The 15,898-nt window shown below is 67.8% G+C and carries 14 protein-coding genes; 9 read left to right on the top strand and 5 right to left on the bottom strand.

Annotated features, from left to right (window positions below):
- Nucleotide 1: 1 nt before the first annotated feature.
- The gene (locus CCUG20998_RS26215) at nucleotides 2–445 is read right to left on the bottom strand and encodes a hypothetical protein (RefSeq protein WP_020730968.1); all 444 of its coding nucleotides are present in this window, start codon (nucleotides 443–445) and stop codon (nucleotides 2–4) included.
- Between the two features lie 84 nt (nucleotides 446–529).
- On the opposite strand from CCUG20998_RS26215, the gene CCUG20998_RS26220 reads away from it, so the two are divergent.
- The 5 genes from CCUG20998_RS26220 to CCUG20998_RS26240 all read left to right on the top strand — a co-directional run bounded on the left by CCUG20998_RS26220 (nucleotide 530) and on the right by CCUG20998_RS26240 (nucleotide 5,991).
- Nucleotides 530–1,861, top strand: a complete 1,332-nt coding sequence (locus CCUG20998_RS26220) for a hypothetical protein (protein ID WP_036456752.1) — start codon at nucleotides 530–532, stop codon at nucleotides 1,859–1,861.
- Entirely contained in the window at nucleotides 1,858–3,012 is a 1,155-nt protein-coding gene (locus tag CCUG20998_RS26225; protein WP_020730970.1) for a hypothetical protein, read from the top strand. Before CCUG20998_RS26220 ends, CCUG20998_RS26225 begins: the two co-directional genes overlap by 4 nt.
- A gap of 40 nt (nucleotides 3,013–3,052) precedes the next feature.
- Nucleotides 3,053–4,150 (top strand): NAD(P)H-dependent amine dehydrogenase family protein, encoded by a 1,098-nt coding sequence (locus tag CCUG20998_RS26230; protein ID WP_036456754.1) that lies wholly within the window; start codon nucleotides 3,053–3,055, stop codon nucleotides 4,148–4,150.
- Between the two features lie 112 nt (nucleotides 4,151–4,262).
- Nucleotides 4,263–4,958, top strand: coding sequence for a cutinase family protein (locus CCUG20998_RS26235; protein WP_020730972.1), 696 nt, complete (start codon nucleotides 4,263–4,265; stop codon nucleotides 4,956–4,958).
- A 55-nt stretch (nucleotides 4,959–5,013) separates the two neighbouring features.
- Entirely contained in the window at nucleotides 5,014–5,991 is a 978-nt protein-coding gene (locus tag CCUG20998_RS26240; protein ID WP_036456756.1) for an SDR family NAD(P)-dependent oxidoreductase, read from the top strand.
- 22 nt (nucleotides 5,992–6,013) lie between these two features.
- Here CCUG20998_RS26240 and CCUG20998_RS27730 read toward each other — a convergent pair whose 3' ends face one another.
- From CCUG20998_RS27730 to CCUG20998_RS26250, 3 genes are all read right to left on the bottom strand, one after another.
- Nucleotides 6,014–6,151, bottom strand: coding sequence for a hypothetical protein (locus tag CCUG20998_RS27730; protein WP_020730974.1), 138 nt, complete (start codon nucleotides 6,149–6,151; stop codon nucleotides 6,014–6,016).
- 35 nt (nucleotides 6,152–6,186) lie between these two features.
- The gene (locus tag CCUG20998_RS26245; protein WP_012396762.1) at nucleotides 6,187–6,570 is read right to left on the bottom strand and encodes a PPOX class F420-dependent oxidoreductase; all 384 of its coding nucleotides are present in this window, start codon (nucleotides 6,568–6,570) and stop codon (nucleotides 6,187–6,189) included.
- A gap of 100 nt (nucleotides 6,571–6,670) precedes the next feature.
- Nucleotides 6,671–9,841 (bottom strand): ATP-binding protein, encoded by a 3,171-nt coding sequence (locus CCUG20998_RS26250; protein ID WP_036456758.1) that lies wholly within the window; start codon nucleotides 9,839–9,841, stop codon nucleotides 6,671–6,673.
- Between the two features lie 132 nt (nucleotides 9,842–9,973).
- On the opposite strand from CCUG20998_RS26250, the gene CCUG20998_RS26255 reads away from it, so the two are divergent.
- Both CCUG20998_RS26255 and CCUG20998_RS26260 read left to right on the top strand, forming a co-directional pair.
- Nucleotides 9,974–10,285, top strand: a complete 312-nt coding sequence (locus CCUG20998_RS26255; RefSeq protein WP_011741941.1) for a hypothetical protein — start codon at nucleotides 9,974–9,976, stop codon at nucleotides 10,283–10,285.
- Entirely contained in the window at nucleotides 10,282–10,860 is a 579-nt protein-coding gene (locus CCUG20998_RS26260; protein WP_020730976.1) for a carboxymuconolactone decarboxylase family protein, read from the top strand. The genes CCUG20998_RS26255 and CCUG20998_RS26260 overlap by 4 nt, the downstream gene beginning before the upstream one ends.
- Before the next feature lie 19 nt (nucleotides 10,861–10,879).
- Here the strand turns inward: CCUG20998_RS26260 and CCUG20998_RS26265 are convergent, their stop codons facing one another.
- Nucleotides 10,880–14,053, bottom strand: a complete 3,174-nt coding sequence (locus CCUG20998_RS26265) for an ATP-binding protein (RefSeq protein ID WP_036456759.1) — start codon at nucleotides 14,051–14,053, stop codon at nucleotides 10,880–10,882.
- A 246-nt stretch (nucleotides 14,054–14,299) separates the two neighbouring features.
- Here CCUG20998_RS26265 and CCUG20998_RS26270 point away from each other — a divergent pair, with 246 nt between their 5' ends.
- Nucleotides 14,300–14,611 (top strand): PE family protein, encoded by a 312-nt coding sequence (locus CCUG20998_RS26270; RefSeq protein WP_036457075.1) that lies wholly within the window; start codon nucleotides 14,300–14,302, stop codon nucleotides 14,609–14,611.
- Entirely contained in the window at nucleotides 14,611–15,897 is a 1,287-nt protein-coding gene (locus tag CCUG20998_RS26275; protein WP_020730980.1) for a PPE family protein, read from the top strand. Before CCUG20998_RS26270 ends, CCUG20998_RS26275 begins: the two co-directional genes overlap by 1 nt.
- The last annotated feature ends 1 nt before the right edge of the window (nucleotide 15,898 follow it).

Here is a 15,898-nt window from a genome sequence, read left to right on the forward strand (position 1 = left end):
GTCAACCGATGGCCAGACCCCTGGCGCGAACGGCCAATACGTCATCGGGCAGCGAAAGCTGTTGGCGGTCAGCGGGATCAAACGCCACCAACACCACCAGTCCGGGGCGCAATGTCGCCGTGTCTGGTTCCGCGTCGTCCTGCACTAGTCGGCCGATGAAGGTGTCGCCGTGCACGCTGGCCACTTCGATCCAGATCTGGCGCTCACCGTCGCCAGGTTCGGCCTCGCCGCCCTCGACCGTGCGCACCGTACCCACTCCGACCATCCGAGCGACCCCCGGCATCCGTCGTGCCGCGTAGCTGGCGTGGCCGATGAGACTCACCGTGGCCAGAGCAAGCCCGATCCCGGCCAGTGCGATCCGGAAGTCGCGCATCACCAGGTACCACAGGGTGGTTGCGATCAGCGCAACTTCGGCGCCGATGGCCAGCATCTTGGGTTTGCTCATAGCGCCAGCCTCGCGGGGACAATCGGCTACCGAACCCAACTTTGGGAATATCAGTATCCGCGTCAATGCCCCTATCCTGTTGACATGTGCGCGGATCCACAGTTGACGACGACCGTAGCGGTGGGCAGTCCCCGCCGCGCGGTGATCGATCAGGCGTGGCGCGCGATCGGCCCCGGGGTCGAACTGCTCAGCAGCGATGACGGCGGTCCGTTGAGTCGCACCGTCAAGCGCATCATCGATCCACTGGTGCTGCGGTTGCGGTCGAATCCCCAGTATTCAGCGCCCGTCGTCGACCCGGCCACCGCGACGTTGATGCACGACGCGATCCTTGGCAGCGCTGTCCAATTATGCTCTGCGGCAGCATGGTTCGATGTGCTCAAAGCCGAGCGGCGCAAGCTGCGGATCCGCAGCGGAAACGCCCAGGAGTTGTACTTCCCGGTGTGCTTCGAGCTGGCCATCACCAAGGGCCCGCCCGCGGCCGATGATCGTGAAACCCCGGCCACGGTGCTGCACGAGATCCATCAGGGGCGCGACCGCACCGCGATCGAGGTGTTGCATGAATATCTGGCAAGTCCGGAAGTGGTGGCCGCGCTTACCGATCAACTCAGTCGAAGCTGGCGCGACGTGCGGGCACCGGATTCGGCCTGCCGCGCGGCGATCGATGCGTTCCGGACCGCACTGGGCACGGCGCTGGGCCCCGCCCCCAACCACGGTGCCGTCATCGCACGCCAGCGCGCCTGGTCGATGCTGGCCGGCTCCACCACCGCATACGACCTCGGCGCACTGGCGCGCGTCGAATCTGGCGAGCTGCCCTGGTCGATAGTCGCACTGGGCTTGAGTTCGGTTGCGCCACAACAACCACCCACCGTCAATGCCGGCTCCCCCAGCGACCGTCCCCTGGACCGGACCGTGGTGGATCGGGTGCGTGCCACCCTCCGCCGCGCCCTGGACCGAGATGCGTTGCCAGACATCCCCTTACTGTGTGAGGAGGAAGTCGACCGGGCCTGCGCGCCGTGGGGCCTGCTCGGCGAGGACAAGCAGGCAACCCTGGTGGCCGGGATCGAAGTCGCCGTCGAACTGGCCCCCTTGGACCGAACCATGACCAACCGCTACGCATTGGCCGCGCAGATTCAGTCGCGGCTGCGCAAAGAGGCCTACGTGCTGCACGCCCGCCGCTACCTTGCCGACGGCGGGCCGATTCATCCACGACAACGTCAGGTGGTCGACGACCTGGCCGCCTACTCCCAGCCCTACCTGAGCCGGCTTTGGGCACGGCTGCACGGGCGCGATGTCTGGCAGGAGCCCTGCGCAGACGTCGACGACGCGCGGTCGCTACTCGACGGTGTCGCGCGTTCGGTGAGCCTCGACCATCGGCAGCGGATCAAGTCGATGCTGGAACTGCAGGTGGCCGGATGAAACTGGTGGCGGAGTCAGGATTGTGGAGCACCGGTGCCACCGGCCCCGACGAGCAACTCCCGGCGTCGCCACTGATTGCGGTGCTGGAAGTCAGTGGGGCGGTGCTGTCCTGGGTCATTGATGACCCGCGCGGGGAGGCGGCCACCCGCATCACCTTCACCAACGCGGCGCGCGCCGACTGGCTTTGGCGTGTGGTCGGCGAATCCGGACACGTCGCGGTGCTCTCGGCGGTGGCCGGGCACCCGGCGGGTGACGTCGACCTCCGCGGCGTCGACCTCATCCCGGGCTCCGCGGCCGGCCTGCGACGCCTGGCCGTCGGCCATTGGCTGCGGCGCTGGTGGCCGGCCAGTCAACGCGACGACATCGCCGGGCTGGACCGGGCGCTGCTCGACGTCGAGGTCGCACTGCTGACGGTCGGGGCACAGGGCTTCTTCACCGACGACACCCTGGATTCGGACGTCGCCGAACTGCTGGCGCCGCACGCCGGCGCCCTGACCGCACATGTCCGGACCGGTGATGCACGCATTCGCGCACTGGTGCGGGCCGGGGCTCACCTTGCCGACGAGGTGGGCGCGGACGGCGCCGGTTGGACGGAACTTTCTGCCGCAATTGATGATTCATCGGTCGCGGTGACGATGCCGACGGGACGGCGCGACGACTATGCGCTGGCCGCCGGCGCCGGGCAAGGCCCGCGCGGCGCGGCGTCGATCGGCCGTGGCGTGGCGTCGATCAACTGGGGCGGAGTACCGCCGGCAATATTCGATGCGGCCGAAGACACCGTCGACTGGACGATCGAGCCCGGCGGACCGGCCGGGTCCGCCGTTGTCGCCGTCGTGCGGGCCGCCCTCATCGGAGCACAGCCGGCCACCGACGTGCCGGTCCGAGTGCGCTCCGGTGAGGTCAGCGGCACCGGCGCGCTGGATGCCGGCGGCCGGGCCACGGTCGCACTCGTCGACGCGCAACGGCGCGCCATGACCCAGACCTCGGCATGGGACCACAACTGGGCCGCCACGTCGGTAGTGATCGGGGCCGACATCGCGGAATCACGCCAGACCCGCGACCGGGTGCGCCGCTGGGTGCGCGACCGGCTGGACCGGCCGCCACCGGACGCTTTTCTGGCCGAGATCCTGGCCGGTGAGTCCGCCTACTGATTCCCCCTCGAAGATCCGCCCCGGTTCTTATGCTGAGCGAGTGCCAAACAGTTATCGGGTCGTGCAATGGACCACCGGAAACGTCGGCAAGAGTTCGCTGCAGGCGATCGCGACTCACCCCGCGCTGGAACTGGTGGGGTGCTACGCCTGGTCGCAGGAGAAGGCCGGGCGCGACGCCGGCGAACTGTGCGGCATGGCACCGCTGGGCATCACCGCCAGCAATGACGTCGAGGCGCTGCTGGCCCTCAAACCGGACTGCGTGGTCTACAACCCGATGTGGATCGACGTGGACGAACTGGTGCGCATCTTGTCGGCCGGAGTGAATGTGGTGACGACGGCGGCGTTCATCACCGGGCACAACCTGGGCGCCGGCCGTGACCGGATTCTGGCGGCCTGCCGCCACGGCGGCTCGACGATCTTCGGATCAGGCGTCAGTCCGGGGTTTGCCGAACTGTTGGCCATTGTGTCGGCGATGGTGTGCAACCGGATCGACAAGGTGACCGTCAACGAGGCCGCCGACACCACGTTCTATGACTCCCCCGCAACCGAGCGGCCGGTCGGCTTCGGCCAGCCGATCGACCATCCGCAGCTGCAGGCGATGACCGCCCAGGGAACGGCCATCTTCGGCGAGGCGGTCCGGTTGGTCGCCGACGCGCTGGGGGTCGAACTCGACGAGGTCCGCTGTGTGGCCGAACACGCGCAGACCACCGCGGACCTCGACCTGGGTTCTTGGACCATTGCGGCGGGATGTGTCGCGGGTGTCCACGCCAGCTGGCAGGGAGTGGCGGGCGGCCGGACCATCGTCGAGCTCAATGTCCGGTGGCGCAAGGGACAGACCCTCGAGCCGGACTGGCAGATCGACCAGGATGGCTGGGTCATCCAGGTCGACGGAACTCCCACGGTTACAACCAAAGTCAGCTTTCTGCCGCCGCCCTACTTCCAGGCCGAAACGATCGCCGACTTCATGGTGCTCGGGCACATCATGACCGCGATGCCCACCATCAACGCGATTCCGGCTGTCGTTGCCGCGGCCCCCGGCATCGTCACCTATAGCGATCTGGCCCTGACGCTGCCGCGCGGGATGGTGCCCACCGATCGAGATTCCGATCCGAAACTGGGCGCTTCACGAACACCCTGATGCCGGGCGGCCTCGATAGCATTGCGGGGCCGGGCCGCGGCACAGGTTTCACGCTTGGCCACCCTCGGGTATCCGGTTGCCAAGCGCACCAACTCCTAACTCTGGAATAAGCATGAGAAACACAACATGGACGCGTCGGCTTGCCGTCGGTGCGGCAACGGCGGTAACCGCGCTGGTGGGATGGGGAATCCGGGTGCCGTTCGCGGCCGCCGAACCGTGTCCGGATGTCGAGGTGTTGTTCGCCCGCGGCACCGGCGAGCCGCCGGGTATCGGCGGCATCGGGGGATCTTTCGTGGCCGCGTTGCGGTCGGATATCGGCGCCAAGTCCTTGGCCGTCTATGCGGTCGACTACCCCGCCAGCAGCGACTTCTCCAGCAGCGATTTCCCGCGGACGGTGATCGACGGCATCCGCGACGCCAGCTCACATATCGAGTCGATGGCGGCCAAGTGCCCCGCGACCCGAGAGGTGCTCGGCGGGTATTCGCAGGGCGCTGCGGTGGCCGGCTACGTCACTTCCGCGTCGGTACCGCCGAGGGTTCCCGCGGCGGCGGTGCGCAAACCCATGGCGCCGGACATCGCTGATCATGTTGCGGCAGTGACTCTTTTCGGCACTCCCTCCGAGCAGTTCCTGCAGCACTACGGAGCCCCGCCGATCACTATCGGCCCGCTGTATCAACCCCGCACCATCGAGTTATGTGCCAGCGGTGACCCGGTTTGTAGTGGCGGCAACGACGCGGCAGCGCACGCGCTGTACGCCGTGAACGGGATGACCGGCCAAGGCGCGGACTTCGCGGCGCACCACCTGTAGCCGGGCCATTGCCCCCCGCCGCCAGATCGGGCGACTCGCCGTGCACAATCGCTGCATGCACGTTCTGGTAACCGGTGGTACGGGGTTTGTTGGCGGCTGGACCGCCAAGGCCATCGCCGATGCGGGGCATTCGGTCCGCTTTCTGGTCCGAAATCCCGCGAAACTGGAGTCGTCGGTCGCCAAGCTGGGCGTCGATGTGTCCGACTTCATCATCGGCGACATCAAAGACCGCGATCTGGTGCGCGAGGCACTCACCGGATGTGACGCCGTCGTCCACAGTGCCGCACTGGTGGCGACCGACCAGCGCCAGACTCAAGACATGCTGAGCACCAACATGGAGGGTGCTCGCAACGTGCTTGGACAGGCCGCCGCACTCGGACTCGATCCGATCGTGCACGTCTCGAGTTTTACCGCCCTTTTCCACCCCGGCCTGCAAACCCTCTCGGCGGACCTGCCCGTGGTGGGGGGATCCGACGGCTACGGAACGTCCAAAGCGCAGGTCGAAATCTATGCGCGCGGATTGCAGGATGCCGGCGCACCGGTGAACATCACCTATCCGGGCATGGTGCTGGGCCCGCCGGTCGGCAACCAATTCGGGGAGGCCGGCGAGGGGGTCAAGGCCGCGCTGGAGATCCGCACGATTCCCGGGCGCAACGCGGCTTGGCTGATCATCGACGTCCGCGACGTGGCCGCGGTGCACGCGGCGCTGCTGGAGCCGGGGCGCGGTCCTCGCCGGTACATGGTGGGCGGGCATCGAATTCCGGTGCCGGAGCTGGCGAAGATGCTTGGCCAGGTGGCCGAGACGCCGATAGTGAGCGTTCCGATTCCCGACAGCGTGCTGCGCGTCGCGGGTTCATTGCTCGATCTGGCCGGCCCGTATCTGCCCTTCGACAATCCGTTCACTGCCGCGGGAATGCAGTACTACACGCAGATGCCGGACTCCGATGATTCGCCGAGCGAACTGGAGCTGGGCGTGACCTATCGGGATCCGCGCACCACGCTGGCGGACACGGTCGCCGCGCTCACCGCCTAGCCCGCGGAGCGCTGGGGCGAGTTCAGTCATCCCCGTCCGGGGGTTGGACGCCATCTGCTTCGGGTGGGGCATTTTTCAGCCACCTGCGCAGCCGAAGCAGTTCGTTGGTCACGATGCCGAGTCCCAGCAGGATCAACGTCACCACAATTACGGTGGTCACGCCTTCTATGGTGGCAGGCTCGGCCGGCCGGCCGGCTAGGCGGCCTCGATCTCCAGACCGATATGCACCTTGTCGATGCCACCACGCACGATCGAATGTGGGTAGAACCACCACGCGTGGTACCAGTACCGCTTCAGCACGGCGTTGTAGACCCGCCTCGTTTCCGACTTGGGCAACACCCGCCCGACCGCCTCGACCGGCTCGCTCTTGGGCTTGCCCAGCGAACCGCTGCGGGCGAGCGTCACCCGCGGTGTATTGCGGATCCGCTTGACTTTCCACGACTCGTCGTCGGTGATCACCAGTAGCCGGTTTCCGTCGGGCACCCCCCAGATCGGGGTAGGTTTCGGGCGGCCGTCCTTGGTGAACGTGGTCAGCAACAGATATTTGGACTTGATGACGTCTTGAAAACTTGGAGCCACGCGCTTCTTCCGCTCTCTGAGTGAGTGTCTAAGGACAGTATCCAGTCGATGCGTCCGTTAATCGTGGCGCGCACCACTACAAGGCGCCCGCCCCGGCTCGTCACCGCATCGCTTCTGCCCACGCCAGATGTCCGCAGAAGTCCAGCGTGCGCGCCATGTCGCGGTAGCTCTCACACAAGCGCTGATAGTCGCCGTCGGCACCGCGCGCGCCCGCCAGCGCCGCCCGCATCCGCAGCAGCCAGATGTCGCGCAACGGTTGGGGCCCATCCGGCGGCTCGTCGGCTACCCGCTCGATCGCGGCCTGGGCTTCCGACCAGTCAGCCTCGGTGCCCCGGTCGAGCAGCGTCTCCACCAGAGCATGTGTTGCCGGCAGCCCCCAGCTGAGTAGCTGTCCCTGCCGGTACAGGGTGTCAACGGCCGTGCGCAGCATCGGTAGGGCGTCGTCACGATCTCCCCGGCGACCGCGCTCGCGCGCCAGGTAGGCCTCGACGATGGGCAGATCGCCCAGCGAGTAGCCGCGGCGCATCAGCGTGTCCCCGGTATCGGCGAGGTACCCGTACCCGCGGTCACGCCCGGGCTCGGTGCCCCGCTCCAACAGCGCGATGCCCAGCGAGATTTGGGCCGAGCTCAGCGCGAGGTCATCGCCGGCCTGCTGAGCAATCTGTACCGCCTGCTCGATCTCGCGTATCGCGGCTTCGTCGGGGCTGAGCACTCCGAACGCTATTCCCGGATTGTGGACGAACGCGACAACGGTGGCGTAGGCCACCGGGTCGGTGGCGCCGGCGGTCTGCACCGCTTGGTGAACGTCGTCGCGCCAACCGGGACGGCCCAGGCAGTAGCGAGCAATGGCCCGCGTCGTCAACGCCAGCGCCAGCGGCGACCCGATCATGAAGTTGCCCTTGGTGGGATCTCCGTCGGCCAGCTCGATCACCAGCTGCGACCAGTGCAGGACATCGAGCCACTGGGCCTGTTCGGCCTTGGCCACGATGGCCGTCAGCGACAGCCCCACCGTCAGGGTTGGATTGCCAATCGACTCGATGAGGCCCATTGCCTCCGACGCCAGTCGGGATCCCTCGTGGATGCGGGCCTGGTAGATGCGATCCATCACCAGCCCGGCCGTCGCGATGGCGAGCGAGGCCTTGTCCCCGGCCGCCAGGCACAGCTCACGCAGTTCAGCGAAGTGCGCATCGGAAATGTTGACGTGGACGCGCCACGCGTAACCGCACAACATGGTGCGGGGCGCGATGCGCTTGACCGACCGGTCCGGGGTGTCGGCGGGTAAGGCATCGGAGATCCTGGTGGCTCGCTCCCAACTCAAGCGCGCCGCGGCGATGTCGCGGTTCAGTGCCCACTTGCCGGCGCGCATGTGCCAGCGGTAGGCGGCCGCCAAATCGCCTGCGGCCTCGAAGTGCTCGGCAATCAGCGCGGCATGGTGGTCACCCGGATCGGCGTCCGCGTTTTCGAGCGCTTGGGCCAGCCGGCGGTGTAGCTGGGCCCGGTCGGCCTTGAGCTGCGCCTCGTAGGCCACGGTGCGAACCAAGGGATGCCGAAACGCGTACTCGGCGCGCGTGGTGAACCGGACCTGGTCGATGAGGTCGGCATCGAGCAACTCGTCGATGCAGGGTTCGATTCCCAGGCCGATCAGCAGATCGGAGCTGAACCGGGATCCGACTACCGCGGCGGCACTGAGCGTCTGTTTGGCGGCCGGACTGAGCCGATCGATGCGGGCACCGATGGCCGCTTGGACGGTTGCGGGCACCCGAATCTCGGCCACATCCGTGCGGCATTGGTAGCTGCCGCGCTCGCCGGTGAGCACGCCGCGTTCGGCGAGTTCGCGGGTCATCTCCTCGGCGAACAGCGGGTTGCCCGCGGCCCGCTCGGAGATGACCCGGCCGATGGTTGCGACCGACGGGTCCTGGCCGAGCAGCTCGGCGACCAGCGTCGACACGTCCGCGTCGGTGAGCGGCACCAGCGCAATCGTCTGGGCACCCGGCACCAGCTGCAGGGCGCCGCGATACTCGGGGCGATAAGTGAACAAGACCAGCGACGGGGTCTGCAGCATCACCGTCAGAAAGTCGGCGAGCATCGACTCGCTGGCTTCGTCAATCCAATGCACATCCTCGAGGACGAAAACCACCGGTTCGGTGCGCGCCAACTGGGATGCGTTGATCAGCCCGGTCAACCGGCGCCGGCGCGCGTCCGGGTCGATCCTGGGCAGCTCGGCACCCGGAGCGGCGATACCCAGCAGATCGTCGAGCAGCAGCAGATCCGGCAGTTGGGCATCGGGCACTCGGTCTCGAACCCGCGCCCGCGCCGCCTCATCGTCGAGCCCACTGGCCTGGCCGACGGCCCGCAGCAGACGCGTCATCACCCGGAACGGGACGTCGGCGGCGTGCGACTCACAGTAGGTGTGCACCACGGTGACCCCACGACTTTTCGCCAGGCCGATGGCCTCGCGGACGAGTCGTGATTTTCCGATCCCTACCGGACCGGTCACCCCGACCACCGAACCACGTCCGTGGATGGCGCGATCCAGCATGGTCGACACGGCGGCCACTTCCCACCCGCGCCCCACCAGTGTCGACTCGGCGGTATCGGTTCTTTGGTGTTGGGCAGTCGCGCCGCGCAGCTCCCGCGCCGAGACCGTGCCCATCCCCTTGACCTGCACCCGCTGGGGCGCCCCGAGCAGCACCACACCCTCGACCAGCCGCGAGGTGGTGTCGCTGACCATCACCCCGCCCACCGGAGCGATCGACTCCATCCGTTGCGCCATGCCGACCTGCTCGCCAACCGCGGTGTATCCCAACGCTGTCGGACCTATCCCGCCGGTGATCACCTCGCCGGAATTGAGGCCGATCCGCAGCCGCAGCTCGACGCCGTCGGTGCGACTGATGTCCGCCGCCAGGCGCGCGACCTCATCCTGGATGTCGAGCGCGGCCAGACACGCGCGCAGGGCGTGGTCCTCCAGGGCCGCCGGTGCGCCGAACACTGCCATGACCCCGTCGCCGGTGAACTTGTCCACCCGGCCGGCGTAGCGCTGCACAACCGCCGATGCACGAGTGACGAGCTCGGCCATGATCTCGCGCAGTCGCTCCGGACCGACGGCGGCCGCGATGTCCATCGAATGCGCCACGTCGGCGAACAGCACCGTGACTTGTTTGTATTCCGCACGGGTATCGGCGGCACCGACCGGTGCGCCGCATTCGTGACAGAACCGCGCATTCTCCAGGGATTCGACACCGCAAGCGCGGCACACTGTTACGGGCGTCATCCGACCCTCCGCCAGTCCGGCTCCCCGGTTTGGTCAGGCTCCCAGCATAGGGCGACATCGTGGGATGCTGGTGATTCAGGCGCGCCGGTCGCGCGGCGGGCCGATCGTTGCGAGGTCTGCGAGGTGTTCCGGATGTCCGAGCATGGTCGCCATCAACGATTGCAGGACCGGCTGCGCCACGCCGTCCTGTGGGCTCCGGCCGTCACCGACGCGGCGCTGCGCAGGGCCGTCTACCACGGGCAGGACGTGCCCGAGCCGCTGAGCGGATATGTGCAAAAGCTGCGCCGGTACGCCTACCGGGTCCAGGACAGCGACATCGAACAGTTGCGTGGCGCCGGCTACTGCGACGACGACATCTTCGAGATAACCATCGCGGCCGCACTCGGCGCCGGTGACGAGCGCCGGCATGCGGGTTTGTCCGCCCTCGAGCGGGCCTTGCGGTGAGGCTGCCCAGCATCACCCGCGGGCGCCCCGGCCGCCGCCCGGTTTTCGCGCTGGCGCGATTTGTCAGCGGCCGCGACATCCCCGACATCATCAAGGTCCGCTACTACCGTCCGAGGTTTTTCGGCAAGCCGTTCTTCCAACTCGCGCAGGCGCTGCTGCGCGGCCCTTCGCCGTGGACGATCGGTGAGCGAGAGCTCTTCGCGGCGTTCGTGTCGGCGCGCAACCGATGCCAGTTCTGCGCCACCACTCACGAGGCCGTCGCGGCGGCGACCCTGGAACCCGACCTGGCCGCGGCGGTCGTCAGCGATTGGCGCACCGCGCCGGTCGACGAACCGGTGCGAGCCACCTTGGGCCTGCTGGACAAACTGACCCTGACGCCCGCCCAGGTGCGACCGGTCGACGTGCGGGCCGTTCTCGACGCCGGTGTCAGCGCCGAGGCGATCCGGGATGCGGTCGAGATCTGTGCCCTGTTCAACACCATCAATCGGGTGGCCGACGGCCTGGACTTCGCGCTTCCCACCGGCACCGAGCGCACCCTCAATACTCGGGTACTGCTGCGGCTGGGCTATCGGTGAACGCCGCGGCGCACACCGGTCACGGCATCGACTCGGCCTGCGCAATATGTCCGGCGAAACCCATCGCGCTCGCCGTGTCGCGGTAGCGATCCCGCAACCGCGCATACGTCGTGTCGTCGCCGTGCGCCCGCGCCAGCAGCGCGCGCAGCCGCAACAGCAGGATCTCGCGCACGGCCAGCCCGTCGTCGGCGGGTGCGGCCGCCAACCGTTCGATGGCCGCCGCGGCCTCGACCAGATCGCCCTCAGTCCCCCGGTCCAGCAGGGTCTGCACCAACACCCCGGTCGCCGGAGTGCTCCACCCCAACAGCCGTCCCTCCCGAAACAGGTGCTCGACGGCGGCGCGCATGTGCGCGATGGCGCCGTCGAGGTCCCCGCCCCGAGCCCACTCGCGGGCCAGGTAGACCTCGACGAAGGGCAAGTCGGCCAGGAAGTACACCCGACGCTGGAACATGTCACTGACATCGGCGAGCACCGCCTGCCCGCGGTCGCGCATCGGGTCTTCCCGGCGGTGGACCAGCGCGATGCCCCATGTCATCCGGGCGATGGCCAGCGCGACATCGTCACCGGAACGCTCGGCGATTTGCAGAGCGTCCTCGATCTGGCCGAGCGCGCAATCCTCGGACGCCAGGACACCGGTCGAGATGCCCGCGCTGTAGACGTAGGCGACCACGGTGGCATAGGACATGGGATCGGCGCTGCGGGCCATCGCCAGACCATGCTGGAGATCTTCTGCCCACCCCGGACGCCCCAGGCAATAGCGCGCGTTGGCGCGGGTGGCGAAGGCCACCGCCAGGGGGCAGCCGATGATCAGAGCGCCCATCGTCGGGTCGCCGTCGGCCAGGGCGATCACCCGCTGTGACCAGCGCAGCGCATCCGACCACTCGGCGCACTCACTCTTGGCATAGATCAGCGCGATGGACAACGCGACCGTCAGGGCCGGATCGCCAACCGACTCGATGAGCGTCATGGCCTCGGTCGCCAACTGCGATGCTTCGCGCATTCGCGCATGCTGCAGGTGGTCAATCACCAACCCCGCCATCCCGATCGACAGTGACGCCTTGTCCCCCGCGGCGGCACACAGTTCGCGCAATTCCTCGAAACGCGCGCCGGCAACGTCGATGTGGATTCGAAACGCGATGCCGCACAACATGGTGCGCGGGGCAATCCGCATGGCCGCCCGGTTGGGATCGTCGACGGGCAATGCGTCGGCGATCTTGCGGGCTCGCTCCCAGCTGAGGTGGGCGGCCGCGATGTCGCGATTGGTCGCCCACGCGGCGGCACGCACCTGCCAGCCGTAAGCGGCGTGCGATTCACCGGCGGCCTCGAGGTGTTCGGCGATCAGCGCGGCGTACTGGTCCGCCGATTCCGGAACCCGGGCTTCGATCACCGCGGCGAGCCGCCGGTGCATCTGGGCGCGAGCTGATTTCAATTGCGACTCGTAGGCCACGGTGTGAATCAGCGGATGCCGGAACACGTATTCGGCCGGCTCCGTGAACCGCACCTGGTCGACGAGTTCCGCGCTGATCAGCTCCTCGATCGGCGGGTCGATGCCCAGGCCGATCAGCAGCTCGGTGCTGAAGCGAGATCCGATGACGGCCGCGGCGCTGAGGGTCTGCTTGGCTGCCGGGCTGAGCCGGTCGATGCGCGCGCCGATGGTTGCCTGCAGCGTGGCCGGCACGATCGCGTCGTCGGCCTCGGCGGTGCACGCGTAACGGCCACGCTCCCCCACCAGCACCCGGCGTTCGGCGAGCTCGCGGATGATCTCCTCGGCGAAAAAGGGGTTGCCGGCGGCACGCGTGGCGATGATCTCGGCGATCTGGGCGACGGAGGGATCGGGGCCCAACAGTTCGGCGATCAGCGCCGAGGTTTCGGCATCGCTGAGCGGGCCCAGGGCGATGCTCTGGGCGCCGCGCACGCCCCGCAATGCTCCGCGATAGTCGGGCCGATAGGTCACCAGCACCATCGAGTGGGTCTGCGGGATCACCGTCAGAAACTCGGCGACCATCGATTCGCTGGCCTCGTCCATCCAGTGCGCATCCTCGATGACGTACACCGCGGGTTGGGCGCGAGCCAGCTGGACCGCGTTGATCAGCGCGGCCAGCCGCCGGCGGCGGGCCTCCGGGGCGATCTTGGGCAGCTCCACCCGGGGGTCGGCGATACCGAGCAGGTCATAGAGCAACAACAGGTCCTGCGGATCACCGTCTGGGACGATCGACCGTACCCGCACCCGCGCGGTGGCATCGTCGAGCCGGCTCACCTGGGCGGCGGCGCGCAGCAGACGGGTAACCGCCCGAAACGGGATATCGGTCGCGTGCGATTCGCAGAAGGTCGAAAACACCGTAACGCCAAGATTTTTCGCGACCCGCGCGGCTTCCCTGGCCAGCCGGGTCTTGCCGATGCCCGCCCGTCCGACCAGCGTCACCACCGACCCGCGCCCGGCAATGGAACGGTCCAGCATCGTGGTCAGGGTGTCCAACTCCCACTCGCGTCCCACCAACGTCGCCGGGGCGGGACCGCTTTGCCAGTACTGATCAACCACGCCGAGCAGCTGCCACGCCGGCACCGCAGCCTCGACACCCTTGATGTGCACCAGCTGCGGCTCGCCCAGCACGGCGGCGCCCTCGACCAGTCGGGCGGTGGACTCACCGAGCATCACCGTCTCCGGCGCGGCCACCGCCTCCATCCGCTGCGCCAGCCCGACTTGCTCACCAACCGCGGTGTAACCCAGCGCGCCCGTTCCGATTTCGCCGGCCACGACCTGCCCGGAATTGAGGCCCACCCGAAGCTGCAGCACGACACCGTCGCGCCGATCGACCTCGCCGGCAAGGCGGTTGGCCTCATCCTGAACGCCCAGTGCGGCCAAACACGCCCGCAGCGCGTGGTCCTCCAGAGCGGCCGGGGCACCGAATACCGCCATGATCCCGTCACCGGTGAACTTGTCGACCGTGCCGCCATATCGCTGCACCACCACCGCCGCGCGGTTGACCAGCTCGGTCATGATCTCGCGCAACCGCTCGGCACCGAGCGCCGCCGCGATGTCCATCGAATGCACCACGTCGGCAAACAGCACCGTCACCTGCTTGTACTCGGCGTGGGCACCGGCGGCGGCGACGGGCGCGCCACATCCGTGGCAGAACCGGGCGTTTTCGAGGGGTTGGGTACCACACGAGCGGCACGCCAGTACGGGCGTCATCGACGCCTCCGTCGGTCCTGACCCAGAGTTTTCGCCTTCCCAGGATAGGTGGCCGGGGGTTGCCGGGACCCGGTTATCTTTCAGTTGACACGGAGGCGGATTTTGTCAAGTGGAGCCGCTCCGGTGGCGAGGTCGAGACTTGCCAGGGTCGCGGCCAACTCCGCATTGTGTTGCCAATAGAAATCGTTGCTATGTGCAGGCATCGCGGGCTTCCGGGCCCCGATGCGCCGAATAGGAGCCGAAGTGGTGATGTTGCGAGTTATTCCCGAGGGTTTGGCGGGGGCCAGTGCGGCGGTAGCGGCCATGACAGCTCGATTGGCCGCCGCGCATGCCGTTGCGGCGCCCGCCATTACGGCGGTGATTCCGCCAGCGGCCGATCCCGTGTCGGTGCGCAACGCGGCTGGGTTTAGCGCCGTCGGCGTTGAGCATTGCACCATGGCCACCGAAGGCATCGAGGAATTGGGCCGCTCCGGGGTCGGCGTGGGTGAGGCCGGTATCAGCTACACCGTTGGAGACGAAGCCGCGGCAGCCGGCTACGGCGCTTTTGGCGGCCTGTGATGACCATGCCGATATGGACCGCCCTGCCGCCGGAGGTGCACTCCGCGCTGCTGTACGCCGGTCCTGGTCCCGGCCCCATCGTGGCCTCGGCGCAATCGTGGCAAGCGCTGGGCGCTAGCTACGCCGAGGAGGCCGCCGAACTCGAAGCGCTGCTGGCCACCGTGCAAGCCGGGCCCTGGCAGGGGCCCAGTGCCGCCAGTTTCGTTGGCGCCTACGGCCCGTATCTGGCGTGGCTGACCACGGCCAGCGCCGACTGTATGGCGCGGGCCGCAACACACGAGGCCACCGCGGCCGGCTACGTCAGCGCGCTGGCGGCGATGCCGACGCTGGTGGAGCTGGAAGCCAACCACGTCATCCACGGCGTGTTGCTGGCGACGAATTTCTTTGGGATCAACACGATCCCAATCGCGCTCAACGAATCCGACTATGCGCGAATGTGGATTCAAGCCGCGACCACGATGAGCGTCTATGACGCGGCCAGCGCCGCCGCGGTGGCCGCAACACCACACACCAACCACGCCCCGCCCATCCTCAAACCCGGAGCCAGCTCACTCACCAGCCTGCCTCCGCCGCCCAGCCCGCCCTGGTGGAGCATCATGTGGCAGCTGCTGCAAACCCTGGCCGACATCGTGTCCCAGACGGTGAGCCAGTTGGCCAGCGAGGTGGCCAGTTTCGCCTGGCAGTTCGTCTTCTACCTCGGCCAGATAGTGGTGGCGTACGGGGTCATGCTGCTGGGCTACGCACTTCAAATGATGAAGATCCTGAACCTGCTGATCGCCGACCTGATCGTATTGGCACTGGATCAAGTTCAACTCGTCCTCATGTACCTCTACATCACGTTGCGCGGCGCCATTGCCATGGTCACGCTGGTCGCGGATTTTCTCAACAAGGTGCTCACGACGCTGTCGCTGGGAGTCGAGCACGCGATCGCAGCAATAGCGCAGGCGATCCGCGAACTGCTCGGTGGCGCGGCCATGGCGTTTCAGGCGGGCGGAGTTTCGCCGCTTTTGCCCCAAGCGAGCGCCCTGGGCAATGCCCCCACCGGCGCCATCGGTCTGGCACATTCCGGCGTGGCAGCGGCCGCATTACCCAACGCACATTTGGTTTCCGCGGTGCAGCTGTCTTCCAGCGGGTCGATGACGACGGCGGGATTCGCCGGCACCGCGCCACAGCAATCGATTGCGCAGCCGGTTGGATTGTCCACGCTAAGCGCCGGCTCATTTGGCGCCGACGCGCCCTTGCCGTTGCTGCCCAGCACGTGGGCCGCGGGCTCGATACCGGTCTGAA

The organism is Mycobacterium marinum, from assembly GCF_003391395.1.
Lineage (GTDB): Bacteria > Actinomycetota > Actinomycetes > Mycobacteriales > Mycobacteriaceae > Mycobacterium > Mycobacterium marinum.